The organism is Pseudomonas sp. SMV7, from assembly GCF_052041995.1.
GTDB lineage: Bacteria > Pseudomonadota > Gammaproteobacteria > Pseudomonadales > Pseudomonadaceae > Aquipseudomonas.
This window is the reverse complement of the sequence record NZ_JBKGGT010000011.1, coordinates 149,800-172,848: the sequence shown is the minus strand read 5'-3', so window position 1 is coordinate 172,848 and position 23,049 is coordinate 149,800. Positions and strand designations below refer to the sequence as shown.

Here is a 23,049-nt window from a genome sequence, read left to right as displayed (position 1 = left end):
ACATGAGGTGAACCATCATGGCTAGCAACGACGACAAACGCAGCAACCAGGGCGGTAGCGCCAACACCAATCCTGGCAATTTCGCCAACGACCGCGAGAAGGCATCGGAAGCGGGTCACAAGGGCGGGCAGGCGTCGGGTGGCAACTTCAAGAACGACCCTGAACGCGCGGCTGAAGCCGGCCACAAAGGCGGGCAGATGTCCGGTGGCAATTTCAAGAACGATCCTGAGCGCGCTGCGGAGGCCGGCCACAAAGGCGGGCAAATGTCCGGCGGCAATTTCAAGAACGATCCTGAACGTGCCTCCGAGGCAGGCCAGAAGGGCGGGCAAGCCTCCGGCGGCAATTTTGCCAATGACCGCGAGAAAGCCTCCGAAGCCGGTCGCAAAGGCGGCCAGCACAGCCATGGCGGTGGCCGCAACAGCGATGACAACCGCTGATCACCGTTGAACCGACCGGGGCGGCCATGGCCGCCCCGGCACGCTGATGAGGATTTGCCAATGTTCATGCACAACAAGCGACTGCAGTATACGGTGCGCGTCGCCGAGCCGAACCCCGGCCTGGCGAACCTGCTGCTGGAACAGTTCGGCGGCCCGCAGGGCGAACTGGCCGCAGCGATGCGCTACTTCACCCAGGCGGTGACCGAGGATGACCCGGGGCGTAAGGACATGCTGTTCGACATTGCCACCGAAGAGCTGAGCCACCTGGAGATCATCGGCTCGATCGTGGTGATGCTGAACAAGGGCGCCAAGGGGCGCCTGGCCGAAGGGGTAGAGGCCGAAGGCGAGTTGTACCGGTCGTTGACCGGGGCCGGCAACGATTCGCATGTCACCAGCCTGTTGTATGGCGGTGGTGCAGCGCTGGTCAACTCCGGTGGCATACCCTGGACCGCAGCCTATATCGACACCATCGGCGAGCCGACGGCGGACCTTCGCTCGAATATTGCCGCAGAGGCCAGGGCGAAGATCGTCTATGAACGCCTGATCAACGTCACCGACGACCCGGGTATCAAGGATGCGCTGGGGTTCCTGATGAGCCGTGAAATCGCTCACCAGCTGTCGTTCGAAAAAGCCTTGCACTCGATTCAGCCGAACTTCCCGCAAGGCAAGCTGCCGGGCGACCCGGAAGTCAACCGCACCTACTTCAACATGTCCCACGGCGGCGAGATGCGCGGCTCATGGAACGAGGGCCAGGACTGGATCTATGTCGACCAGCCCGAACCAGCGGTAGACGGTGGTGACGGCATGGCGACGGTGCAGCTCGACGAGCAGTCGGCGGCTGCGGCCGAAGCGATGAAGGCCAGAACCCTGTCCAACCCCGAGTTGCAGCCCCTGACCGGGGCAGAACTGGGCAAGGTCAACGGCGACGAGCCGCTGTAATGAAACCCCGCAACGGATCAGGCGATCCGCTGCGGGCCCTTTTTAGCGTTTGGCTTCGGCATCCGGGTCAGCGGAGCGAGCCAGGAACGCCCGGGTGATTTCCGGCAGGTGCTCCTTCAGCCACTGGGCCATGGCTTCCTCTTCCTTCAGAATTGACCTGCACGCCTCGGCCGTGGCGCTGTCGCCAGCCGCCTCGGCGGCTTCGATCAGTACCGTGTACGAAGCGATCTCCATGTTCTCGAACACGTAGCCGGACATGGCGCCCTTGACCACTTCATCACTCATGACCATGCCCCCGACAGCCTGGCCGAACGCCATGAGCTTGCCGGCCAGGTCCTTGAGGGTGGATGTGCTGCCGCCCAGCCGCTCGATGCATTCCAGCAGCAGGCGTTGCTGGCCTTGGGTTTCTTCGATGTGCTGCACGATACGACCCTTGAGCTGCGGGTAGTGCTCGAGGCGCTCGGCCTGGCCCTTGAGCATGCTTTCGGCCTGTTGCTCCATGGCATGGGCGTCGCGCAGCCAGTCCAGCAGGTTGTCTTGTACGGTTGCCATTTCAAGTACCTCTCCGTTCCAGTGATGGGTACTGTTGTGAGGCCCGTAAGGGCTGGAACGGTCGAACCACTCGACGGATGGCAGCTGGCATGGCCGTGATATTTACCGCGTCGCCTGCATCGCGGATAAATCCGCTCCCACAGGTATGAGCCGCGTCGGCTTCGGGTTGACGCTGCACGGGTAGGAGCAGCTTCAGCCGCGATCACCGGCGCAGCCGGTGCCTTCCTGCACCGCAATGGATGCTCTGCAGCCAGCCGTCATCGCTGTTGAACGGAATCGCCCGCACCCGGATCAATCCACTGCGTCGTCCGTTTCCATTCAGCCAAGTAGGAGCTTTTTCGATGGCCAAGTACCTGTACCTGATCAGCTACATTCTCGACAACCAACCGGGCACCTGCGAGTTGCGCAGTGACGAAGAAGACCTGAGCAGGGAGGCTGCGCGTGATTACCTGCAGGGCCTGCACCGCAACGAGGCGACTTCTTTCACCGATGTGCAGGTCCAGCGCCTGGAACACGAGCACCAGCCCGGCACCTCGCCGGGCCATTACCAGCAGCCCTGAACCTCCAACTGCATGAACGGGGCAGGACGCCCCTTCATGCGCCACGGATACCCAGGCTGCCGCGGCCTTGCCCCTGGGCACGGGCTTCTTCCGGCAGGGCAGTGACCTTGATGGCGCGCACCGGTACGGCAAACTGGGCGCCGATCTTCGAGAAGCGCTCGAGCAGGCGGAAATTGATGGCCTGCTGGATGTCCATGTACAGGTTGTAGCCCGGGTCCTCGACGATGTACACGCACTCGAACTCCAGCGCTTCCTTGCCGAACCCGCGCAGGTGAGCGCGATCGAAGCGCACCTGGTCCTGCGCCTTGATAGCTTCCTCGACGATCGCCGGCGCTTTCTTCACCGCCTCGGTGGGCGTGTCGTACGACAGGCCGAACTCGAACACGATGCGTCGCTCCTGCAGGCGCTTGTAGTTCTGGATGGTGCTGCTGATCATGCTGGCGTTGGCCATCACGATCTGCTCGCCACCCAGGCTGCGAATGCGCGTGGTCTTCAGCCCGACGTGTTCCACCGTGCCGGCCAGTGGGCCGATGACGATGAAGTCGCCCACTTCGAAGGGCTTGTCCACGGCGATCGACAACGAGGCGAACAGGTCACCGAGGATGTTCTGTACCGCCAGCGCGACGGCGATGCCGCCGACACCCAGGCTGGCGACGAAGGCGGTGATGTTCACGCCGAGGTTGGACAGCATTGCCAGCAGCACCACGGACCACAGCAATACCCGCGCGCCCCAGGCCGACAAGGTGGCCAGCGCGCTACCCTGGTTCAGCCCACTGCTGCTGTGTCGCGCGAAATAGCGGCTCAGGCCCAGGCTAATGGCGCGGTTGGCCCACAACCCGATCTGCAACGCCGCGACCACGAACCACAGGCTGCCAACCCGCGTCAGCCAACGCTCGGGCAGGTCGAGCATGCTCAGGCCGACCAGCAGCGAGGCCAGCAACAGGAGGAAATTGCTGGTGCCCGCGAGCACCTTGGCCAGCACCTGGCTCAGCACGCCGTCGTGTTCGGACCAGCGCCTGACACGGCGTAGCACGAAGCTGATGGCCGCCCGCGCGACCAGGAAGGTGACGATGGAAACGGTCAATGCCAGCAGCAGGTTGAGGATGGAAATGCCGAACAGCGTGGTCTCGGCGAACAATGCGATGATGCGATCACTCATGAGGGCTTGCCTCCTTCCGTCAGGGTCGGGTGACAGGGGCCGGGCCTACAGGCCCAGCATGTTGGCGTGCACGTAGTACATGATCCACAACGACAGCCCCACCAGCAGCACGATGATCACCACCGTGAACACCAGCGCCACCAGGCTCCAGCGTTGTTCCCGTGCCGTGGTCAGGTGCAGGAAGAACAGCATGTGCACGAGGATCTGCACCACGGCGCAGACCAGCACCAGCAGAAAGGTGAGGTGGCGCGGCAGGCTCGGGTACATGGCCAGCCCGAAGGGCACGAGGGTGAGGATGGCGGCCAGCAGGAAACCCACGTTGTAGGATTGGTGGCTGCTCTGGCTGGCACCGGCACTGCTGTGGACCTGGCTTTCACTGGACATCAGATCACCCCGAACAGGTAGACGACGGTAAACACGCACACCCACACGATGTCGAGGAAGTGCCAGAACAGGCTCAGGCAGCTCAGGCGTGTGGAATTGACGCAGCACAGGCCGCGTTGCTGCACCTGGATCATCAGCAAGGCCATCCACACCAGGCCGACCAGCACATGCAGGCCATGGGTGCCAACCAAGGTGAAGAAGCCGGTCAGGAATGCACTACGCTGCGGACCGGCGCCTTCGGCGATCAGGTGGTGGAACTCGTTGAACTCCATGGCGATGAAGCCCAGGCCGAGCAGGAAGGTGACCCCCAGCCACTGCAGCACCCGGCGTTTGTCCTTGCGGTGGTTGGCCAGCATGGCGTAGCCGTAGCTGATGCTGCTGAACAGCAGCAGGAAGGTTTCGACCAGTACATACGGCAGCTCGAAGATGTCCGCCGCGCTCGGCCCGCCGGCCACCGCCTGGCCGAGCACGGCGTAGGTGGCGAACAGCGTGGCGAAGAGGATGCAGTCGGTCATCAGGTACACCCAGAAGCCGAACAGGCTCAGGGAACCGGCATCCTCGTAGCCTTGCTCTTGCTGATGGGCGGTTTCGTTCAGCACGATATGGGACATGGCTCAGGCCTCCGCCAGCAGTTGGCGCCGTTCGGTTTCCACGCGCTCGACTTCCTCGGCCGACACGTAGTACTCGGTGTGCTGGTCATAGCTGCGCACCACCAGCGTGGCCAGCGTGGCCAGCAGGCTGGCAATGACCAGCCACCAGATGTGCCAGACCAGGGCAAAGCCCAGCACCGTGGAGAGTGCCCCAAGCACTACGCCGAGGCTGGTGTTGCAAGGCATGTGGATCTTGCGGAAGTCTGCCTCCACCAGGGTCTTCACACCTTTTTCCTTCATCCCCCAGTAGGCATCGATGCCATGTACCACGGGCTGCTCGGCGAAGTTGTAGAACGGCGGCGGCGAGGCGGTGGCCCATTCCAGGGTCCGGCCGTCCCACGGGTCGCCGGTGTGGTCGCGGTTTTCGTGGCGCTTGCGGATGCTTACCACCAGCTGCATGACCTGGCAGGCCACACCGCACAGGATGATCAGCACGCCGAGCATCTCCAGCAGCAGCAACGGCCGCCACTCCGGCACGTCGAAGTGGTTCAGGCGCCGGGTCATGCCCATGAAGCCAAGAAAGTAGGACGGCATGAAGGCGCAGTAGAAGCCGACCAGCCAGCACCAGAACGCAGCGCGGCCCAGCGGGTCGTAGAGCTTGAAGCCGAAGGCCTTGGGGAACCAGTAGGTGAGGCCGCACAGGTAGCCGAACACCGCGCCACCAATGATCACGTTATGGAAATGCGCGATCAGGAACAGGCTGTTGTGCAGCAGGAAGTCGGCACCCGGCACGGCGAGCAGTACGCCGGTCATGCCGCCGATGCTGAAGGTGACGATGAAACCCACGGTCCACAGCATCGGCGTTTCGAAGCGCACCCGTCCCCGGTACATGGTGAACAGCCAGGTGAAGATCTTCACCCCGGTCGGCACGGCGATGATCATGGTCATGATGCCGAAGAACGCGTTGACATTGGGCCCGGCGCCCATGGTGAAGAAGTGGTGCACCCAGACGATGAACGACAGCACGGTGATGACGATGGTCGCCCATACCAGCGAGTAGTAGCCGAACAGGCGCTTGCGTGAAAAGGTCGATGCCACTTCGGAGAAGATGCCGAAGGCCGGCAGGATCAGGATGTACACCTCCGGGTGGCCCCAGGCCCAGATGAGGTTGATGTACATCATCGGGTTGCCGCCCAGTTCGTTGGTGAAGAAGTGCATGCCCAGGTAGCGGTCCAGGGTGAGCATGAACAACGTCGCGGTGAGGATGGGGAAGGCCGCCAGGATCAGGATCGAGGTGCACAGCACGGTCCAGGTGAACACCGGCATGCGGAACAGGGTCATGCCGGTGGTGCGCATCTTGAGGATGGTGACGAAGAAGTTCAGGCCCGTGAGCAAGGTGCCGATGCCGGATATCTGCAGCGACCAGATGTAGTAGTCCACGCCAACCCCTGGGCTGTAGCCGATGCCGGACAACGGCGGGTAGGCGACCCAGCCGGTGCGGGCGAACTCGCCGACACCGAGGGAAATGTTGACCAGCAGGGCACCGGCAACGAACAGCCAGAAGCTGACCGCGTTGAGGAACGGATAGGCCACGTCGCGGGCGCCGATCTGCAACGGCACCACGATGTTCATCAGGCCGACCACGAACGGCATGGCCATGAAGAAGATCATGATCACCCCGTGGGCGGTGAAGATCTGGTCGTAATGCTCCGGTGGCAGGTAGCCCGGCGAGCCATCGGCGGCCATGGCCTGCTGGGTGCGCATCATCAGCGCATCGGCGAAGCCGCGCAGCAGCATCACCAGGGCGACCACGATGTACATCACACCGATGCGCTTGTGGTCGACCGAGGTGAACCACTCCTGCCACAGGTACGTCCACTTGCGCTTGTAGCTGATCGCGCCTACGCCGCCGATGCCGATCAGCCCGACCACCGCCAGCGTGTACATGATGATGGGCTCGCCGAGGGGGATGGCATCCCAGGTCAGTTTTCCGAACATGTGCGTTACTCCTTGCCGGGTTGCGCTGCATCAGCTTGTGGGTCGCTCAGGCGCCGCTCGACCTCGCGCGAGCGCTTGATGCCCTGGTACTTGTCGATCAGTGACTGGAACAGGTGTGTGTCGACCGCGGCGTAGTGCTCCACCGGGTGGGCGACGCTGGGCTTGGCCAGCTGCGTGTAGCTGGCCTGGTCGAGGCGCCGCTGCGAACCACGGACCTTGGCCACCCAGGCGTCGAAGCCGGCCGGGTCGAGGGCAAGGGCCTTGAAGTGCATGTCGGAAAAACCGGGACCGTTGTAGTTGGCGGCGATGCCGGTATAGCTGCCGGCATGGTTGGCGATCAGGTGCAGCTGCGTCTGCATGCCGGCCATGGCGTAGATCTGCCCGCCCAGGGCGGGGATGAAGAACGAGGTGATGGCACCGTCCGAAGTCACCCGGAAGTCCACTGGCGTGTCCACCGGCATGGCCAGCTCGTTGACCGAGGCAATGCCCAGCTCGGGGTAGACGAACAGCCACTTCCAGTCGGTGGCAATCACCTGCACCTTGATCGGGCGGGCGTCGGATTGCAGCGGGCGGTAGGGGTCCAGCGCATGGGTGGAGCGCCAGGTGACGATGCCGAGGACGATGATGATGACCAGCGGCACGCCCCAGACCACCAGCTCGATGGCCCGCGAGTGGCTCCACTCCGGTGTGTACCGCGCCTTGACGTTGGAGGCCCGGTAATGCACCGAGAACACCAGCGCCATGACCATCACCGGCAGCACCACGATCAGCATCAGCAGCGTGGCGAGGATGATCAGGTTGCGCTGCTCCAGGCCGACCTGGCCCTTGGGGTTGAACAGCACCATGTCGCACCCGGACAACTGCAGCGCGATGCCCCCCAGCACCAGCAGGCCGAGCAGCCTGGCGGCTTCCGTGTATGCCTTTGCCATGTTCTAGTCCCGTATTGTGTTACTGAATGTTCAGGCTTGTTGAGTTAGAAGAAGGGCGGGTGGGGGAAGGTTGTATGGAATCTGCGCATTGGCGACGAGTGGTGATGTGCAGGGGTTGTCGCGCGTCCAGCCTGGCCGGCTGTCCGATGGTTCGGATTGTTTTGCAGCGGGCGGTTCAACCCGACGATCTATGGAGGACACCATCAACGAGGGCTGCCCCATGAAAAAGAGAGGCGAGACGTATCGCAACTGGTGCGATCCGATCCTGCACCATCAGGTCCACGAGGAAACCCTCGACGACGGCACCAGCCTGGAGGTGCAGACGCGCCTGTCACGCACGGGGGCAACCCAGCTGTTCATCGGGGTGTATCTGGCCGATGGCACGGCCGTGTACGAACGGGCCTATGCCCGGCGCCCCGGCGAAACCATGAGCCGGGCGCTGGTGTGGGGGGTGGGGCGCGCCCGGCGGATGGCGGCCGAGCGCCGGGCGTCCAGTATCGAGTCACTTGGCGGCTAAAGCTCAACCATCGGATTGTTCCTCGGGTGGCACCTGGCCTTCCGGCCAGTCGGGGGCTTCCTGTTCAGGTTCAGGCTTGGGAACAGGCTCGCCGGGATTGTGCGGCACCTCGTCGACATACGGGTCGGGGTGGTTGGGGTCGATCATGGCGTGTCTCCTTGCAGGTTGGTTACCTGGCTTAGGTCGCCCTGGTTCGCCAGCTGTTCAACTGGATGTCGCCAATGGAACGTCGCGCCTCAGGGGTGTTCCATTGAGCAAGCCCGCACCGGGAAACGATCAGGGAGTGATAGGTAATGATTCATCTGGGTTGCGCAGGTTGGAGCCTTCCTCGCCAGTACGCCGATGCGTTTCCAGCGCCCGGCAGCCATCTGCAGCGCTACGCCACGGGGTTGAACGCGGTCGAGATCAACAGTTCGTTCTACCGGCCGCATCGGCCCGAAACCTATGCCCGCTGGGCAGCGTCGGTTACGGCGGATTTCCGCTTTGCCGTGAAGCTGCCGAAGCACATCACCCACGAGCTGCGCCTGCGCGGCGCCATGCCAGCGTTGGAAACGTTCCTTGCCCAGTGCGGCCAGTTGGGCGAGCACCTGGGCTGCCTGCTGGTGCAATTGCCCCCTTCGCTGGATTACGACCGAGAGACCGCCTGGCCATTCTTTGCCGACTTGCGTGCCCGCTATACCGGGCCGGTAGCGTTGGAGCCCAGGCATGTCAGCTGGCAGGCCGCACAGTCGATGCTGAACGACCTGCAGATCGCCCAGGTGGCAGCCAGCCCGTCGCGCTTCGACACCGATGCCCAGCCAGGCGGCTGGCCCGGCCTGGTCTACTGGCGCCTGCATGGCGAACCGCGTATCTATCACAGCGCCTACGCCGATGCCTGTCTTCGACGCCTGGCCGAGCAGTTGCAGCGCAGCCGCGCCGCTGGCGTGCCGAGCTGGTGCGTCTTCGACAACACGGCTTCCGGTGCTGCAGTGGGGGACGCCTTGCGGATGCAGCGCTACCTGCGCTGAATCGGGCAAAGCGGGCGTTCAGCCCGCTTCCATGGCGGTGTTCTTTTTCCAGCCACGCAGGTTCATCGCGCACAGGCAAACCTGCAGCATGATCAGGGCCCAGGCCTGGACTTGCCAGCCCCAGATCGCCCACAGCAGGTTGCTGGCAATGAAACAGCAGAAACCCAGCTTGCGCCGGCCCGGGCGGCGCGAGCCTATGCACCAGGCGGCCAGCACGGTCAGGGCCATGGCGGGCCATTGCAACAAGTCGATCCAGTATTCCATCCACACCCTTCCACGGCGCGCCTGCGCGCCCGGCGGGGCGCGCAGGCCGTTATCAGGCGGCGTTCTGCTCGCCCTTGAGCAGTTTCTTCTGGGCTTGCATGGCCTGGCCCATCTCTTCCAGCGCCTGGTTGCCCAACAGCTTGCGCGCGGTCGGGAACAGCTCGCTTTCCTCTTCTTCGATATGGTGCTCCAGCAGCTCTTTCATGACCTTGACCCGGCCGGCGAACTCGAGGGTGCCGGTGTCGGTCTGCAGCAGGTCCGGCAGCACCAGGGAGTCGACCGCACGGTGCTCTTCCTTGGCTTCGTAGTACATCTTCGCCTCTTCCTTGCCACCGGCCTGCTTGATCGCCGGGTAGAGGATTTCCTCTTCGAGGGCAGTATGGATGGTCACCTCCTGCTTGATGCGTTCGAGCAGCTCGCTGCGTTTTTTCACCGCACGCTCGGTGGTGGAGGACAGCTCCTCCAGCAGCTTCTTCACCAGCTCATGGTCCTGGACCAGCAGATCGATTGCGTTCATGAATCACCTCTTCGGGCTCGGAAAAAATCACGGTTGCCTTCGATGGAGTGAAACGCTGGGCGCAAGGTTCAAAGCGGTTGATCAACGCACCGTGGCGCAGCGGCACGGGGGGCGATGACCAGCGAGTCAGAATAAATGAATCTTTTTGTCATTCGCGGGCTCAATTAGCCTGAATCAACGGAGGAGAGCCCAATGGCAGGACAGCAGTTGTTTGTGATCGAGTACGAGCTTCATGGGGAATTTCGGACGTTCATCATCCGTCAGGAACGCATGGACAATGCCGAAGCCTGGCACTGGGCAAGTTGCGATGCCGGCGTGGGGATCATCCCCAGGTTTGGCCAGCACAAGATCAAGAAGGTCAGCCGGCCGATGGCCGAACGTTACGGGTTGGCCAATGTGCGTTGGCGGGCGTCGGGCCAGGGGCCTGAGTTCGTTGCACCGCCCATCGATGTGAAGAAGTTCTCGAACGGGTCTTCCGGCGGGGCGTGAAGGGCTTTGCTGGCCATTGCGTGGTAAATCAGGGCCGCAGCTGCGGCCCTTGATCGGAGAGGAAGGTTTGTGGAGATTCTGCCGTTACTCAATAGCTTGTTGCTGGCGCGTGGCCCGGGCGGCCAGGAAGATGAGGTCCGGGTCGTAGCCCGGCAAGCGCTGGCCGCCTGTTGCGAGGAGGTGCATGACGACGGCGCCGGCAACGTTATCGGTGTCATCCGCTCGGCGGTCCCCGCCGGCCCCGCAGCGGCGATACGGGTCATGGCCCACCTCGATGAAATCGCCATGATCGTCAAGAAAGTCAGGCCGGACGGCAACCTCGAGGTGCTGGCGCTTGGTGGCGCGCAGCCCATCAGCTTCGGCGTGTGCCCGGTCGACATCATGGCCGATCAGCAGGTGCTTCCCGGTGTCCTGTCCTACGGTTCGATGCACAACAGCGGGCAGTCGGGGAGCGGGCGCGACGTGTTGTCCGGCGCCGTGCAATGGAAGGATGTCTACGTGGTCACCCGCATGACCCCACAGGCTCTCGAGCAGGCCGGTGTGCGTCCGGGCACGCGGGTGGTGCTGAGCCAGCATTGGCGGCAGCCGTTCCAGGTCGAGGACTGTATTGCCGCGCATTTTCTCGATGACCGCGCACCGCTGGCGGCGGTGATTCATTGCGCGCACCTGCTGCAACAGCGGCGCAGCGAACTGCGCCAGGATGTCTGGTTCGTGCTGACCACCCATGAAGAAGAGTCCAATGCCGGCGCCATGTATGCCGCCTCCAGGCTGCCGGGCGACACGACGATTGCGGTGGAGGTCGGGCCGGTGCTGGAGGAATATGGCACCCGCCTGTCAGCCGACCCGATCATCAATACCGGCGACCAGAAAGGCTATTACAGCCGCAGCGTGGTGCAGGCCCTGATGGCCGCCACGCGCAGGGCAGGGTACACGCCGCAGCCGGCCCTGCTGGTGGATTTCGCCTCGGATGCGAGCGCAGTGCTCAGCACCGGGACCGATGCCCGCGCCGGGTGCATTGCCATCCCGACCGATAACACCCACGGTTTCGAGATGGTACTGCGCGAGGGCATCAGCGCCTGTGCTGCCAGCCTGCTGGAATATGTGCTGCAACCGGACGGCCCGGCCACTCCTGCGCAATGATCGAGATCTTGCCGTTGCGTTCGACGATGGCGAACTTGATCTGCTCGACGCGTTCGAGGCCCTGGCTGTCGCGGGCCGACTCGAGGATGTCGTCTTCGGTCAGCCGCGCCCGCCGCATGCGCTGATGGAGGAAACGCCCCTGTTCCACCACCAGGGTGGCATGGCCGTCGAGCAGGCGTGCCAGGCGCCGGGAATTGAGCTTGGCCAGTGACAGGCCGACATCCAGCACGATCAGCGTGGCGATCACCAGGATGGCGTTGAGAAAGGAGAAATCCTCGCCGAGCAAGGCCTGCTGGGTTGCCTCGCCGATGATCAGCAGGAGGACGAAGTCGAAGGTGGTCAGGTCGGCCAGCGAGCGCCTGCCGGCCACGCGAAACAGCAACATCAGGGCGATGTACATGGCGGCGGCGCGCAGGATCGAATCCATGTCGTCGAGCTCCTAGGGGTAGAGGAAGGTGGCGAAATGCACGGCGCTGCTCGGCCCGGCCCTGACCACACCTTCGAGCCTGCCGACATGTTCGCTGCGCAAGGTCAGGTACAGGGTGGCGACGCCGTCTGCGCTGGTGCCAAGCTGCAACTGCAGCGACTGGCCATGGGAGCGTGACACTTGCGGCTCGGGCTGCATGGTTTCGATGCTGGCTTCGCGCAGCAGGCTGCCACCGAGCACCACCACCACCGGCTCGCCTGGCTTGCCGCGTACCGTGATGCGCAGGTTGTCGGTGGTGCCGCTGCGGCTGAGCCGCTGATATTCAACCTGCACGCGACCATCGTCACTGGCCACCTGGGCGTCACTCAGCGGGCCGTTGCCGAACAGCCCGGCCAGGGCCAGCAGCACGATCACTACCAGCACGTACCAGCCCACCCGTTCGAAGCGCCACACGCGCTGCTGCATGCGCATGTCTTCCTCGACCGGGTGATGCCTTGAAACCAGCTCGTCGTCGCTCATTGACGTAGCCCTCAGGCGCGCTCGCCGCGCAACCAGCGCTGGTGGTAATGGGCCAGGTGCGACAAGCCATACAGTGCACCCTGGCGCATGACATCTGCCCGCTCGCCAAAAAAGCGCTGGGTACGCGTGAACACGGCCAGCGGTTCACCGGTGAATGCCCAGGCGAAACACAGGGTGCCAGGGGCGATGGCGTCCTGTGGCTCTGGCCCGGCGACACCGGTGCAGGCGATGGCCACCGTGGCATCGCTGTCTTTGAGGGCGCCCAGTGCCATCTCCCAGGCCACTGCTTCGCTGGTCAGGCCGTAGCGTTCGATGGTCTGTGGGTTGACGCCGAGCAGGCGCTTCTTGGCGCTGGGCGCGTAGACCACGTAGCCGCTTTCCAGCACCTCACCGGTGCCGGGCACCGCCGCCAGCAGCGCAACCATGGCGCCGGCGGTGCAGGATTCTGCAGTGGTCAGCACCAGCTTGTGGGTTTTCAGGTAATCGATGGCCTCGAGTACGGGGTCGGTCGCCATTGCAGGTCACTCATGCGTTGTTTTGTGGTGGACGTGTTTCCTGCACGGTTGGTTCAGTGCAGGTGAGCCGTCCATCAACGCGGGGTAAAGCCTGCTGAACTTTGCCCGGCCTGGTGGCTTCCTCTTAATAGGAGGGTGCCCAGCATGGCACCGCTGCCAGTCTAACCAGAGGAGAGGCGATCATGACCGAGCCTGTAACGTATTTCTGGATCGCCGTGGCGGCGATCATTCTGTTGGTCGACCTGTGGGCCATCGTCAGCGTGTTCCGTAGCGACAAGCGCGACGTAACCAAGGCCATGTGGGCACTGCTGTTACTGGCCCTGCCGGTTGTCGGCCTGGCCATCTGGGGTGTGCTCGGGCCACGCGGCATCAAGCGCGGCAGCGGGCCCTCTTCACCTGAACACAGCAAGGGCTAGCACGGCGGGGCGGTAGTACGGTCGCAGTGGGGAGGTGCTGCATGGCACCGGCTGTGCCGGTGTTCGCGGGTCAACCTGCCCCCACACGGGCCGTACCCGATCAATGATTCCTGTGCAGTCCATGTCACTCTCACCTACCAGGAGCCACTGTGCCACGCATCATCACTCCCGCTACCCCCGAGCACGAAATCGACGAACACAACGCCCGCATGTTCGGCTCGCCAAAGGAGCGGCTGGATTTCTACCGCCATGAGATCCAGTACGAAACCAGCATACTTGCCAATCGCACCGACGCCTACCTCGCAGCACAGTCCTTTCTGGTCATTGCCTTCGTATCGTCGATGGGCAACCTGAACCAGAGCTGGGGCGAGATGTTCACCCTGATCGTGCCGCCGTTTCTCGCCTTGCTCGGGGTGCTCAGTTCTCTCAACGCCTGGCCGGGCATCCGGGCCGCCTACAAGATCATCGAGCACTGGCAACTGAAACAGAGCCACCTGCTGCGCAGCGAGCCGTTGATGGGCCTGGCCTATGATGAGTCGCCACTGTTCAGCGAGGCCGAAACCTCGCAGGCGGGGCACCGCAAGTCATTGCTGTTTTCGCTGCGCACACCGTGGATATTCCTGGTGTTCTGGATCGTGCTGGGTGGGTACGCGGTGTTCATTCAGCTGGCTTGAGGCTGGGCGCAGGGGCCTTGGGCGAGAAGGCCCCGTACGGGCTTAGCGTCGGCTACGGCGCAGTGCGGCGAGTGCGCAGCCAGCCAACAGCAGCATGGCCGTAACAGCCAGCACGCCAGGTTTGTCGGGCCGCTTGGGGCGCCCGCCCGGCGGACTGCGCCGATCGTCCTCGGTTGCCCAGGCATCGCTTGGGGTCAACTGCAGACGCGTGCCGTCGACCAGGGTCAAGGTCAGGTCCTTGATATCGCCAGCCGCACGCCCCGGGAACACCGGTTCGCCGGTGGCATCGAGTGCGTCGTAGATGAACCGCTGCCCTTCGAGCCAGCCGACCGCGGTCAGCAGTTCGGGCCCCAGGTAGTACTTGCCGTCAACGAAGAACCCGGGAAACTGATGCGCCCGCTCCAGGCTTTCCACACTGTACCGCTCGCCCGGCCGCATGCCGGTTACCGGATCGATCATGGCTGGCTCCCGGCGAATGCGTGGTCAGGCCCCAAGGTGCCGGCAGCAGCGCCTGGCACGAGGATGACCTTGCGGCAGTCGTCCTGCTTCTGGTCGAACATCCGATAGCCCAGGGCCGCTTCTTCCAGGGCCAGGCGGTGGGTGACGATCAGCTCAGGCGACAGGCGCCCGGCCTCGATATGTTCGAGCAGTTCGGGTAGAAATTTCTGCACATGGGTCTGGCCCATCTTGAAGGTCAGGCCCTTGTCGAAGGCATCGCCAAACATGAAGGCGTGGATGAAACCGGCGTACACCCCTGGCACGCTGACCACACCGCCACGGCGTACGGCGGCGATGCTCTGGCGCAGCGCCTTGCCACTGCTGCCTTCGAGCTTCAGTGTGGTCAGCACCGTTTCGGTGGTGCTGCCCTTGGCTTCGAAGCCGACCGCATCGATCACTGCATCCACGCCGCGCATGCCTGGGGTCAGGCGGATGATGCTGTCGGCCGGGTCGTCATCCTGCTCGAAGTTGATCGGTACCACACCGTAGGCGTCGCGGGCGAATGCCAGGCGGTAGTCGTTGTCATCGACCATGAAGATCGTCTGGGCGCCGAGCATGCGTGCGCAGGCCGCGCTCAGCAGGCCGACCGGCCCGGCGCCATAAATCGCCACGGTCGAACCTTGGCCGACCTGGGCATTGGTCACGGCCTGCCACGCCGTCGGCAGGATGTCCGAGAGGAACAGCACCTTGTCGTCGGGCAGGGCGGTGGGCACCTTGAACGGGCCGACGTTGGCCTTGGGCACCCGCACGAAATCGGCCTGGCCACCGGGTACGCCGCCGTACAGGTGGCTGTAGCCGAACAGCGCCGCACCTGGCGGGATGCTCTTCTTGTTGAGGATTGCGCCACGCCCGGTGTTGGTGGTTTCGCAAGCGGCGAACTGCTCGAGCTGGCAGAAGAAGCAACTGCCACAGGCAATCACGAAGGGGATCACCACACGGTCGCCAACCTGCAGGTTGGTGACGCCGCGGCCGGTCTCCTCGACGATGCCCATGAACTCGTGACCGAAGATATCGCCGGGCTCGGTCTGCGGAATCTTGCCGTGGTACAGGTGCAGGTCGGAGCCGCAGATGGCGGTGGCGGTGACCCGCAGGATGATGTCGTCCTCGTCCTGGATGGCCGGGTCAGGGACATTGTCGACCCGGACGTCCTGGGCCCCGTGGTATGTCAATGCTCTCATGGGTTCAGCTCCTGCAATGGCGGGTGGTGTTGAGGCTGCTCTATGCAGGGGAAGCCAGGGGGGGAGGGAAAGTTCAGGTGGAAGCATTCAGTGGCTAACCCGGCGCCCCGGTGAACGCGTTCGAGTGAACCTTGTTCGGTCGTCAGGGCTCGACTGACAAACAGTGGAGGGCGGCCAACATGAATGCGCTTAGCGGGCAGATCAGCGTGGAGCAGCGCCGGCTCGAGGCGATCAACCGCTGGTTCTGCCTGTTCGACGATGTCGAACGACGGCGGGACTGCCCGAGCAGCCATCACGAGGAGCTGCTGCGTCAGGCCGAAGAGATGGACCGCCTCGGCCTGGTGTCCTGGGAGCAGTGCCGTGACCTGCGGCGGCTGGCGGACCGCGCCTTCCTCAAGGCTATTGCCGGCGCTGATTACCACGGCCAATGAAGCGCTTGCACCAATGCACGGAGCCCGCATTACCGCCGCGCGGTTCATTGGCCCGCTGGGCAAATGTCACAGATCATCACGAGTGAACTCATCGACACATGGCTACGTCCCTCGAAGGGAATGCCTGCAGTAATCCGGCATTTGTCCAACAATCCGCTTCGAGGACGTAATGATGGAAAAGACCGATCAAAGCTCGACCTCTCCGCCCGACCGCAACGCGGACCACGTACATGCCATTGGCGAAGAAGCCGGGGCCTTGCTGGGTGAGGCCAGGCAGAAAGGCAGCGAGCAGCTGGAGCACTACCGCGACAGTGCCGCCGACCAGCTCGACTCCCTGCAGGAAGGCGCACGGTCGGCCGCAGCGGCCCTGGAAGGCAATGACAGCCTTGGCCTGTCGCGGTACCTGACCCAGGCGGCGGAGTGCATGGGCGACATTGCCGAACAGGTGCGTCACGAAAGCGCCGAAAGCCTGTTGCAACGTGGTGCGCAGCTGGCGCGGAGCAACCCGGCCTTGTTCCTCGCCGGCAGCGTGGCCGTCGGCTTTGCCATTTCACGCTTCATGCGTGCCAGCGATACCCATGCGGGTACCTCTTCGGTAGCAGCGCATGGCTTCACCGAGCCGCAGCCGACGCAGCCAGTCATGCCCGACCGGGGCAGTGACGTATCCACCCGTGAACCCTATACCCCGGTCGACCCGATCGGGCCCGGTGCCGGCACGCCGGTCAGTGGCAGCCCGTTCGAACGTGACCCGCTCAAAGGAGGCGAATGATGAACAAGGATCCTTTACACACTACCCCTGGGTTGCATGCAGCGGCTGACGACCCTGTCGGCATCGGTGGCTTGCTGCGTCAGCTGATGCGTGAGGTGCCTGAGCTGTTCACCAAGGAACTGGCCTTGGCCAAGGCCGAGCTGCAGCACAACCTGGCCACCCTGAAGGCTGGCACTGCAGCCGTGGCGGCCGGGGCGATCGTGATCCTGGCGGGGTTCATCATGCTGTTGCTGGCCGCGGTCTACGCGCTGGCTCTGGTGGTCCAGCCATGGCTGGCGGCGCTGATCGTGGGTGCGGTCACGCTGGTGATCGGCTTCATCATGCTGCAGTCGGGCAAGAAGCAGTTCGAGCCTGGCCACCTGGCCCCTGACCGTACCTTGCATGCCATGCAACAGGACAAGGACACGCTGACGAGGAAACTGCCATGACCACTTCCTTCGAACACGAGGCGCACAAGGACCCGGAGCAACTCGAGCAGGAAATCAATGCCAAGCGCGAGCATATCAGCGACCTGGTCGATGCCCTGGAGCAGCGGCTGAGCCCGGGCCAGATGGTCGACCGGGTGCTGGCCTACGCCAAGGGCAGTGGCGGTGAGTTCTTCACCAACCTGGGCACCACCCTGAAGAACAACCCCGTGCCGGCCACCCTGACCGTGCTGGGCCTGGCGTGGCTCGGGCTCAACCAGAACCGGCCGTTCAACCCAGGGCCGGCGCACCAGGGGCCAGGGCTTGGCGAAAAGCTTGGCGAGGCGGTGGACACCGTGAAGGGGGCCTTCGCCTCGGCAGGCGAAACCATGCACGACGCCAGCCACAAAGTCCGCATGAAAGCCCACGACATGCGCGACCGCGCCAGTGAGCTGGGCAGCGGTGCGCGTGAATCGATGGGGGCATCTGCCGATACCCTGCGCGGTTCCGCACACAAGGTTGGCGACCAGGCAACGGCACTGAAAGGCCAGTTTGACCATCTGTTGCAGGAGCAGCCGCTGGTGTTGGCCGCGCTGGGCATTGCCTTGGGGGCTGCGTTGGGCGCGGCGCTACCCGGTACCCACAAGGAGGATCAGCTCATGGGCGCCAGCAGTGATCGGCTGGCGGACACGCTCAAGAGCAAAGGCAGCGAGGTGAAGGCCACGGTCACGCAGACCCTTGCCCAAGGTGCGGACACACCGCCGGTGCAGCCAGGGCGCAGCGCGGACGGCTCCGACCTGTCATCAGGCCTGGGCTTCAATTCCTGAACCTGCTGTGTTTCCAGCACCACCCCTTCGGCCTGCGCTGGAGGGGCAGCTGCCGGGGTCAGGCCGCAGGCCTGACGACCGGCGGTTTGATCTCCCCCAACTGCTCGCCAATGACCGCGAGCAACTGGTCAAGCGCCCAGGGCTTGGGCAGAAACACCGCACCCGTTGGTAACCGGGTGCTGGCCGCGTCGTGGTAACCACTCATGACGATGATCCGGGTCGCCGGTTGGCGGTCATGCATCTCCTGCGCAAGCGCCAGCCCGTTCAACGGGCCGGGTGTCCTGACGTCGGTGAGCAGCAACGAAAATGCCTGCTGCAACGACAGGCGCCGGCCTTCTTCGGCGGTACCCACCGGAAAGACCGAGGCGCCGAGGTCCTGCAGGGCGCAGGTCAGCAGTTCACGCAGGATCGGCTCGTCCTCCACCAGCAGGATGGTTGGGTGCACAGCGGATGACTCGTAGGTGTTCATGGCAATACTCAAACAGCGCGCACGGGTGGAAAGAAGGGACATCCGGGTCAGCTTGCGGCGATCAATGCAGGCGGTGGCAGTGCGCTATCATGCGACAGCGACTGATGGCCGAAGATTCATTTTTTACTGACAGGCTGTGTGCAGCCGACCGGGCAAAGCCACGCGTTGGCATTGCCCGGGGGTTACCCGGCCAGCTCAGGCACCGGGCTCCTGACCCAGGCGCTTGAGCAATGCCCTGGCCGCGGCTTCGGACGACGCAGGGTTCTGGCCGGTGATCAGGTGGCCATCCTCGACTACATGGCTGGCCCAGTCGGCAGCCTTGGAGTACTCCCCACCGTTGGCCTTGAGCATGTCTTCGACCAGGAACGGCACCACCTCGCTCAACCCGACCGCCTGTTCTTCGCTGTTGGCGAAGCCGGTCACCCGCTTGCCCTTGACCACCGGGTGCCCGTCGGGTGCCTTCACGTCCTTCAGCACACCGGGTGCATGGCACACCGCTGCAATCGGTTTGTTCGAGGCATAGAACGCTTCGAGCAAGGTCCGTGAGCTGGCGTCCTCGGCCAGGTCCCACAACGGCCCGTGCCCGCCGGGGTAGAACACCGCATCGAAATGGTAGGGGTCGATTTCCCCGAGCGGTACGCTGTCGGCCAGGGCCATCTGCCCTTCGGTGTCGTGGGCGAAGCGCCGGGTTGCCTCGGTCTGGGCGTCGGCCTCATCGCTTTTCGGGTCCAGAGGCGGCTGGCCACCCTTGGGCGAGGCGAGGGTGACATCGACACCGGCATCGATGAACACGTAGTAGGGCGCGGCGAATTCCTCCAGCCAGAAACCGGTTTTCTTGCCGGTGTTGCCCAACTGGTCATGCGAGGTCAGGACCATCAAAATGTTTTTCATGCAAGCATGTCCTCCGAACGTCAATGGGCAGTGCGCGGCTCGCCCTGCATTACTGTGGGAGGGTTGGCGCAGCAAAGCGTTCCATGACTTTCCCGGAACCGCAGCGCCCACGGCATTGCCGAATGTACCGTGAACGTCTGCCGGGGGTTGCAATGTCACGTCTTCCGATCATTGGGGTCACCGCCTGTTCCTACACGGTAGGCCCGCATGCGGTGCAGCTGAATGACGACAAGAACGCACGAGCAGTGGCCAGTGCGGCCAAAGGGTTGCCCGTGATCGTGCCGATGTTCCCGGAACTGCTCGACAGCGCCGAGATCATCGCTGGCCTGGACGGGTTGTTGTTCACCGGCTCGCCTTCGAACATCGAACCGCACCACTACGATGGGCCGCCAAGCCCACCCGGAACCCAGCACGACGCCGCACGTGACCACCTTGCGCTGCCCCTGTGGCGGGCAGCCGTCGCGGCGGGCTTGCCGGTGCTGGGCATCTGCCGGGGTTTTCAGGAAATGAACGTGGCCTTTGGCGGTAGCCTGGTGCAACAGCTTCATCAACCCGGTGCTGAACACGAGCCGCCCGCCAATGAGCCGGTCGAGGACCAGTACGCACCGGCCCATCGGCTGGCGGTCCGGCCCGGCGGCATGCTGCAACGGCTGGGGTTCCCTGAGCAGATCGAAGTGAATTCGGTGCACGGCCAAGGGATCGAGCGGGTTGGCCAAGGCCTGCGTATCGAAGCCGTGGCCGAGGACGGGCTGGTCGAGGCGCTTTCCGTGGAAGGCAGCCGGGCGTTTGCCCTGGGCGTGCAATGGCACCCGGAATGGCAGGTGCTGTTCTACCCGCAGTACCTGGCGATTTTCCAGGCATTCGGCGCAGCGTGCCGGGCGCGGGCGGCACAGCGGCCGAGGTGAAGCGGGTAAAACTGAACATTGCTGCGCGTGCACCCTCCAATGGCAGGTGACCTGGAGGATTCTCAATGCAGCCAGAAACCGAAGGACTTGAACAGCAGGGGCCGGGCAAGGTCCCGTTCATCAACGACCCACTCAAGCCTACCTCCCCACCGCTGAACGATGCCGATGCCACGGACGCAGCCGAGTCCGAGCAGGACATCGACGACGACGGCGAGGCGCTTTGAACAGGAGCAGCGCGATGGACACTTACCATGTGAGCCCGGCGGGCGACGGCTGGGAGCTCCGGAAGACCGGGGCCGACCGCGCTTCCCGGCGCAGTGCGAGCAAAGCCGAGATGCTCGGCCTGCTGCCGGATTACTTTGCCGGCAAGACCGCCTCGGTAAAGATCCACAAGGCCGACGGCAGCATCGAAGAAGAGCGTACCTATCCGCGCGCCGCCGACCCGAGGCGCACCAAGGGCTGACCTTGCGATGGTCGTGGCGCACGGGTGATCGGCATGCACGAGAAGGTGAGCACACCCCGGCAGACCGCAGCTTTTCTGGCTGTGGCCACGGTGATGGTGCTGGCCTCGGGGCTGGCGCCGCTGGACCGGGCAGACTGGCTGGTGGAAAACGTCCTACCGGTAGCGTTGTTACTGACCCTGGCGTTGACCGGTCGCCGCTGGCGGTTTTCGCTACCGGCCTACCTGGCCATCGTCATGCTGTTGGCGATTCATGAACTGGGGGCGCATTTCACTTACGCCAAGGTGCCTTACGATGCCTGGCTGGGCGCGCTTACCGGCCATTCGCTGAATACCGCGATGGGCTGGCAACGCAATCAGTTCGATCGCCTGGTTCATCTGAGTTATGGCCTGCTGTTCGTCTGGCCGATCAGGGAACTGCTGCAACGCCAGGCACGCCTGAACGGCGCCTGGCTGGCGCTGTGCGCGGTGGCGATGGTGCTGGCGACGTCGGCCCTGTATGAACTGTTCGAATGGGTAGGGGGCCAGTACCTGGGCGATGACCGCGCACAAGCATTCCTGGCCACCCAGAAAGACCCTTGGGACGCGCAAAAGGACATGGCCCTGGCGTTGGCGGGCGCTTGCGCGTGCCTGGTCATCCAGCAACTGGCCGCGCGCAATCGGCCTGGGCCGCCTGCCTAGGTTGGCAAAAGCGCAGCGGGTGTTTATTCGCGATTATTTCTCATTTACACTTGGCGCCTCTCTTCGCAGCCTAGCGCTCATGCAGGATGTATCGTGTCGTTCGAGCCCGCCAAACCGACGCTGCTATCTACCTTGGTACGTCACTATGACGAGCTGGTAGACCACATTCGCCGACGCTTCGGCGACCGAGGCATGGCACGCGACGTGGTGCACGACGTGTGCGTGCAGTTGCTCGAGCGCGGCGAAAAAGACCACGTGCGGGCGCCACTGGCGCTGCTGCGCAAGATCTCCAGCGACACCGCTGTCAGTCGCTACCGCAGCGAGCGGCGCCGCGGCGCCTGGGTGCAGGCGTTCGCCGAGCTGCCAGAGGCGGCTTGCCCGGCGCCGACGCCAGCCAGCCGGTATGATGCCGAGCGCGAATTGCAGCTGCTGGCCACTGCCATCGCAAGCCTTCCGCCTCGCTGCCAGGCCGTTTTCATCATGCACAAGGTTCACCAGATGCCCCAGGCCGAAGTCGCCGAACACCTTGGTATTTCCATCAAGACCGTAGAGAAGCACCTGCGCCTGGGCGTGGCGGCCTGCAGGGAGCGGCTTGGGCGGGACGAGGTGCCTGCATGAGCAACAGGCCCGAACCGGCGCCACTGGACGATGCCCTGGGGCGACATCGTGATCAGCTCAAGCAGCTGTTCCCGGTGCCGCCTTCCAGGCCCGCGCCTTCGAAACCGGCAAGGTCGGCAGGTATCGCGCTAGTGGTGGCGCTTGCCTTCGCGGCCCTGGCCTGGTGGAACCCCGTGTACAAGACCGAGCGGTTCGCCACCGCCATTGGCGAGCGACGCACTGTGCTGCTGGGCGACGGCAGCCAGCTGCTGCTCGACAGCGGCACCCGTGTCGATGTCCGCTGGCGGCTGCGCAGCCGCGAAGCCGGCCTGCACGCCGGGCAGGTCCTGTTCGATGTGTCCCCGGCGCTGTACCGCCCGTTCGTGGTATCGGCGGGGCCGGCGCAAGTCGAGGTGCTTGGCACGCTGTTCAATGTGCGCCGTCTGGATGACGACAAGGTGCGTGTGACCCTGGCGCGCGGGCGCGTGCAGGTCGCCGCTGCGGGGCATGCGCCTATCAGCCTCAGGCCAGGGCAGCAGGTCGATGCGATTGGCGGGCAACTGCAGCCGGTGGCCAAGGTCGACGCCGCCAGGGCGATGGCCTGGAAGGAGGACCGCATCGTGTTCGAGCAGACGCCGCTGGATGAAGCGGTTTCCCTGTTGCGCCACTATCGCAAGGCAGCCATTCGCCTGGACGACCCAAGCCTGGCCGCGCTCAAGCTCAGCGGGGTGTTCGACGCGCAGAATGTCGACCGGCTGCTGGAGCTGTTACCCAGCATCCTGCCCGTTGCCGTGCAACAGCAGGCGGATGGCAGCGTGCAGATCCGGCGCAAACCGCCGCGAAAATAATTCTCAGGCGCAGGTAGGGTTTCTCGATGCCCGTGGCGGCTACTGAAAAAAGCCCAGC

General features: G+C 64.1%; 34 protein-coding genes and 1 pseudogene. 19 read left to right on the top strand and 16 right to left on the bottom strand.

What is annotated here, in order from left to right:
- Positions 1–17: 17 nt before the first annotated feature.
- On the top strand, positions 18–437 hold the full coding sequence (locus tag ACLEJP_RS15610; protein WP_170029560.1) for a general stress protein: 420 nt from the start codon (positions 18–20) through the stop codon (positions 435–437).
- Between the two features lie 60 nt (positions 438–497).
- Positions 498–1,376 carry a manganese catalase family protein gene (locus ACLEJP_RS15605; RefSeq protein WP_440807791.1) on the top strand — a complete coding sequence of 293 codons (879 nt, stop codon included), beginning with the start codon at positions 498–500 and terminating at the stop codon, positions 1,374–1,376.
- A gap of 42 nt (positions 1,377–1,418) precedes the next feature.
- Here ACLEJP_RS15605 and ACLEJP_RS15600 read toward each other — a convergent pair whose 3' ends face one another.
- Positions 1,419–1,928 carry a ferritin-like domain-containing protein gene (locus ACLEJP_RS15600; protein WP_170029562.1) on the bottom strand — a complete coding sequence of 170 codons (510 nt, stop codon included), beginning with the start codon at positions 1,926–1,928 and terminating at the stop codon, positions 1,419–1,421.
- A 341-nt stretch (positions 1,929–2,269) separates the two neighbouring features.
- Between ACLEJP_RS15600 and ACLEJP_RS15595 the strand changes: the two genes are divergently transcribed.
- Entirely contained in the window at positions 2,270–2,488 is a 219-nt protein-coding gene (locus ACLEJP_RS15595; RefSeq protein ID WP_225778150.1) for a hypothetical protein, read from the top strand.
- A 34-nt stretch (positions 2,489–2,522) separates the two neighbouring features.
- On the opposite strand, the gene ACLEJP_RS15590 is transcribed toward ACLEJP_RS15595, so the two are convergent.
- From ACLEJP_RS15590 to cyoA, 5 genes are read right to left on the bottom strand one after another with little or no spacing between them, the layout of a single operon-like run.
- A complete protein-coding gene (locus tag ACLEJP_RS15590; protein ID WP_440807789.1) occupies positions 2,523–3,647 on the bottom strand; it encodes a mechanosensitive ion channel family protein in 1,125 nt (374 codons plus the stop codon).
- 45 nt (positions 3,648–3,692) lie between these two features.
- Positions 3,693–4,031 (bottom strand): cytochrome o ubiquinol oxidase subunit IV, encoded by a 339-nt coding sequence (cyoD, locus tag ACLEJP_RS15585; RefSeq protein WP_170029565.1) that lies wholly within the window; start codon positions 4,029–4,031, stop codon positions 3,693–3,695.
- Positions 4,031–4,642: a cytochrome o ubiquinol oxidase subunit III gene (cyoC, locus tag ACLEJP_RS15580; protein ID WP_440807787.1), complete on the bottom strand. Its 612-nt coding sequence runs from the start codon at positions 4,640–4,642 to the stop codon at positions 4,031–4,033. Before cyoC ends, cyoD begins: the two co-directional genes overlap by 1 nt.
- A gap of 3 nt (positions 4,643–4,645) precedes the next feature.
- Positions 4,646–6,619 carry a cytochrome o ubiquinol oxidase subunit I gene (gene cyoB, locus ACLEJP_RS15575; protein WP_440807784.1) on the bottom strand — a complete coding sequence of 658 codons (1,974 nt, stop codon included), beginning with the start codon at positions 6,617–6,619 and terminating at the stop codon, positions 4,646–4,648.
- Positions 6,620–6,624: 5 nt separating this feature from the next.
- Complete coding sequence (gene cyoA, locus ACLEJP_RS15570) at positions 6,625–7,548, bottom strand: ubiquinol oxidase subunit II (RefSeq protein WP_440807782.1); 924 nt, start codon at positions 7,546–7,548, stop codon at positions 6,625–6,627.
- A 220-nt stretch (positions 7,549–7,768) separates the two neighbouring features.
- Here cyoA and ACLEJP_RS15565 point away from each other — a divergent pair, with 220 nt between their 5' ends.
- Positions 7,769–8,065 carry a hypothetical protein gene (locus ACLEJP_RS15565; RefSeq protein ID WP_440807779.1) on the top strand — a complete coding sequence of 99 codons (297 nt, stop codon included), beginning with the start codon at positions 7,769–7,771 and terminating at the stop codon, positions 8,063–8,065.
- Positions 8,066–8,068: 3 nt separating this feature from the next.
- Here the strand turns inward: ACLEJP_RS15565 and ACLEJP_RS15560 are convergent, their stop codons facing one another.
- On the bottom strand, positions 8,069–8,212 hold the full coding sequence (locus tag ACLEJP_RS15560; protein WP_440807777.1) for a hypothetical protein: 144 nt from the start codon (positions 8,210–8,212) through the stop codon (positions 8,069–8,071).
- Positions 8,213–8,358: 146 nt separating this feature from the next.
- Between ACLEJP_RS15560 and ACLEJP_RS15555 the strand changes: the two genes are divergently transcribed.
- Complete coding sequence (locus ACLEJP_RS15555; RefSeq protein WP_440807774.1) at positions 8,359–9,072, top strand: DUF72 domain-containing protein; 714 nt, start codon at positions 8,359–8,361, stop codon at positions 9,070–9,072.
- An 18-nt stretch (positions 9,073–9,090) separates the two neighbouring features.
- On the opposite strand, the gene ACLEJP_RS15550 is transcribed toward ACLEJP_RS15555, so the two are convergent.
- Both ACLEJP_RS15550 and ACLEJP_RS15545 read right to left on the bottom strand, forming a co-directional pair.
- Entirely contained in the window at positions 9,091–9,336 is a 246-nt protein-coding gene (locus tag ACLEJP_RS15550) for a hypothetical protein (RefSeq protein ID WP_186674434.1), read from the bottom strand.
- 52 nt (positions 9,337–9,388) lie between these two features.
- Positions 9,389–9,853: a hemerythrin domain-containing protein gene (locus tag ACLEJP_RS15545; protein WP_289131276.1), complete on the bottom strand. Its 465-nt coding sequence runs from the start codon at positions 9,851–9,853 to the stop codon at positions 9,389–9,391.
- Positions 9,854–10,045: 192 nt separating this feature from the next.
- Between ACLEJP_RS15545 and ACLEJP_RS15540 the strand changes: the two genes are divergently transcribed.
- Positions 10,046–10,342, top strand: coding sequence for a DUF6555 family protein (locus ACLEJP_RS15540; protein WP_440807768.1), 297 nt, complete (start codon positions 10,046–10,048; stop codon positions 10,340–10,342).
- A 69-nt stretch (positions 10,343–10,411) separates the two neighbouring features.
- On the top strand, positions 10,412–11,482 hold the full coding sequence (locus tag ACLEJP_RS15535) for a M28 family peptidase (RefSeq protein ID WP_440807765.1): 1,071 nt from the start codon (positions 10,412–10,414) through the stop codon (positions 11,480–11,482).
- On the opposite strand, the gene ACLEJP_RS15530 is transcribed toward ACLEJP_RS15535, so the two are convergent.
- From ACLEJP_RS15530 to ACLEJP_RS15520, 3 genes are read right to left on the bottom strand one after another with little or no spacing between them, the layout of a single operon-like run.
- Positions 11,412–11,909, bottom strand: a complete 498-nt coding sequence (locus ACLEJP_RS15530; protein ID WP_440807762.1) for a DUF421 domain-containing protein — start codon at positions 11,907–11,909, stop codon at positions 11,412–11,414. The two genes, ACLEJP_RS15535 and ACLEJP_RS15530, sit on opposite strands and share 71 nt — an antisense overlap.
- A 12-nt stretch (positions 11,910–11,921) precedes the next feature.
- The gene (locus ACLEJP_RS15525) at positions 11,922–12,428 is read right to left on the bottom strand and encodes a hypothetical protein (RefSeq protein ID WP_440807760.1); all 507 of its coding nucleotides are present in this window, start codon (positions 12,426–12,428) and stop codon (positions 11,922–11,924) included.
- An 11-nt stretch (positions 12,429–12,439) separates the two neighbouring features.
- On the bottom strand, positions 12,440–12,943 hold the full coding sequence (locus tag ACLEJP_RS15520) for a CinA family protein (RefSeq protein WP_170029578.1): 504 nt from the start codon (positions 12,941–12,943) through the stop codon (positions 12,440–12,442).
- Positions 12,944–13,125: 182 nt separating this feature from the next.
- Between ACLEJP_RS15520 and ACLEJP_RS15515 the strand changes: the two genes are divergently transcribed.
- Together ACLEJP_RS15515 and ACLEJP_RS15510 are read left to right on the top strand one after the other, a co-directional pair.
- On the top strand, positions 13,126–13,359 hold the full coding sequence (locus tag ACLEJP_RS15515) for a PLDc N-terminal domain-containing protein (protein WP_225778135.1): 234 nt from the start codon (positions 13,126–13,128) through the stop codon (positions 13,357–13,359).
- Between the two features lie 149 nt (positions 13,360–13,508).
- Positions 13,509–14,033 (top strand): hypothetical protein, encoded by a 525-nt coding sequence (locus ACLEJP_RS15510; RefSeq protein WP_225778134.1) that lies wholly within the window; start codon positions 13,509–13,511, stop codon positions 14,031–14,033.
- A gap of 174 nt (positions 14,034–14,207) precedes the next feature.
- Here the strand turns inward: ACLEJP_RS15510 and ACLEJP_RS15505 are convergent.
- Positions 14,208–14,492, bottom strand: a pseudogene (locus tag ACLEJP_RS15505) (short chain dehydrogenase); the annotation flags it as partial.
- On the bottom strand, positions 14,489–15,709 hold the full coding sequence (locus ACLEJP_RS15500) for a zinc-dependent alcohol dehydrogenase (protein WP_440807758.1): 1,221 nt from the start codon (positions 15,707–15,709) through the stop codon (positions 14,489–14,491). The pseudogene ACLEJP_RS15505 and the gene ACLEJP_RS15500, both read right to left, overlap by 4 nt.
- Before the next feature lie 179 nt (positions 15,710–15,888).
- On the opposite strand from ACLEJP_RS15500, the gene ACLEJP_RS15495 reads away from it, so the two are divergent.
- From ACLEJP_RS15495 to ACLEJP_RS15480, 4 genes are all read left to right on the top strand, one after another.
- Positions 15,889–16,140 carry a hypothetical protein gene (locus ACLEJP_RS15495; protein ID WP_289131285.1) on the top strand — a complete coding sequence of 84 codons (252 nt, stop codon included), beginning with the start codon at positions 15,889–15,891 and terminating at the stop codon, positions 16,138–16,140.
- A gap of 172 nt (positions 16,141–16,312) precedes the next feature.
- Complete coding sequence (locus tag ACLEJP_RS15490) at positions 16,313–16,909, top strand: hypothetical protein (protein ID WP_440807755.1); 597 nt, start codon at positions 16,313–16,315, stop codon at positions 16,907–16,909.
- Positions 16,909–17,337, top strand: coding sequence for a phage holin family protein (locus ACLEJP_RS15485; protein WP_440807752.1), 429 nt, complete (start codon positions 16,909–16,911; stop codon positions 17,335–17,337). The genes ACLEJP_RS15490 and ACLEJP_RS15485 overlap by 1 nt, the downstream gene beginning before the upstream one ends.
- Positions 17,334–18,140, top strand: coding sequence for a DUF3618 domain-containing protein (locus tag ACLEJP_RS15480; protein ID WP_440807751.1), 807 nt, complete (start codon positions 17,334–17,336; stop codon positions 18,138–18,140). The genes ACLEJP_RS15485 and ACLEJP_RS15480 overlap by 4 nt, the downstream gene beginning before the upstream one ends.
- Positions 18,141–18,198: 58 nt before the next feature.
- On the opposite strand, the gene ACLEJP_RS15475 is transcribed toward ACLEJP_RS15480, so the two are convergent.
- Positions 18,199–18,609: a response regulator gene (locus ACLEJP_RS15475; protein WP_440807748.1), complete on the bottom strand. Its 411-nt coding sequence runs from the start codon at positions 18,607–18,609 to the stop codon at positions 18,199–18,201.
- 195 nt (positions 18,610–18,804) lie between these two features.
- Entirely contained in the window at positions 18,805–19,500 is a 696-nt protein-coding gene (locus tag ACLEJP_RS15470) for a type 1 glutamine amidotransferase domain-containing protein (protein WP_440807747.1), read from the bottom strand.
- A 152-nt stretch (positions 19,501–19,652) separates the two neighbouring features.
- Here ACLEJP_RS15470 and ACLEJP_RS15465 point away from each other — a divergent pair, with 152 nt between their 5' ends.
- The 6 genes from ACLEJP_RS15465 (at position 19,653) to ACLEJP_RS15440 (ending at position 22,991) form a co-directional block, all read left to right on the top strand.
- On the top strand, positions 19,653–20,405 hold the full coding sequence (locus ACLEJP_RS15465; RefSeq protein WP_440807745.1) for a gamma-glutamyl-gamma-aminobutyrate hydrolase family protein: 753 nt from the start codon (positions 19,653–19,655) through the stop codon (positions 20,403–20,405).
- Positions 20,406–20,470: 65 nt separating this feature from the next.
- Entirely contained in the window at positions 20,471–20,629 is a 159-nt protein-coding gene (locus ACLEJP_RS15460) for a hypothetical protein (RefSeq protein WP_225778124.1), read from the top strand.
- Positions 20,630–20,643: 14 nt separating this feature from the next.
- The gene (locus ACLEJP_RS15455; protein ID WP_440807743.1) at positions 20,644–20,868 is read left to right on the top strand and encodes a DUF2188 domain-containing protein; all 225 of its coding nucleotides are present in this window, start codon (positions 20,644–20,646) and stop codon (positions 20,866–20,868) included.
- A 33-nt stretch (positions 20,869–20,901) separates the two neighbouring features.
- A complete protein-coding gene (locus tag ACLEJP_RS15450) occupies positions 20,902–21,546 on the top strand; it encodes a DUF2238 domain-containing protein (RefSeq protein ID WP_440807741.1) in 645 nt (214 codons plus the stop codon).
- 93 nt (positions 21,547–21,639) lie between these two features.
- Positions 21,640–22,164, top strand: coding sequence for an RNA polymerase sigma factor (locus tag ACLEJP_RS15445; protein ID WP_440807738.1), 525 nt, complete (start codon positions 21,640–21,642; stop codon positions 22,162–22,164).
- The gene (locus tag ACLEJP_RS15440) at positions 22,161–22,991 is read left to right on the top strand and encodes a FecR family protein (RefSeq protein ID WP_440807736.1); all 831 of its coding nucleotides are present in this window, start codon (positions 22,161–22,163) and stop codon (positions 22,989–22,991) included. Before ACLEJP_RS15445 ends, ACLEJP_RS15440 begins: the two co-directional genes overlap by 4 nt.
- The last annotated feature ends 58 nt before the right edge of the window (positions 22,992–23,049 follow it).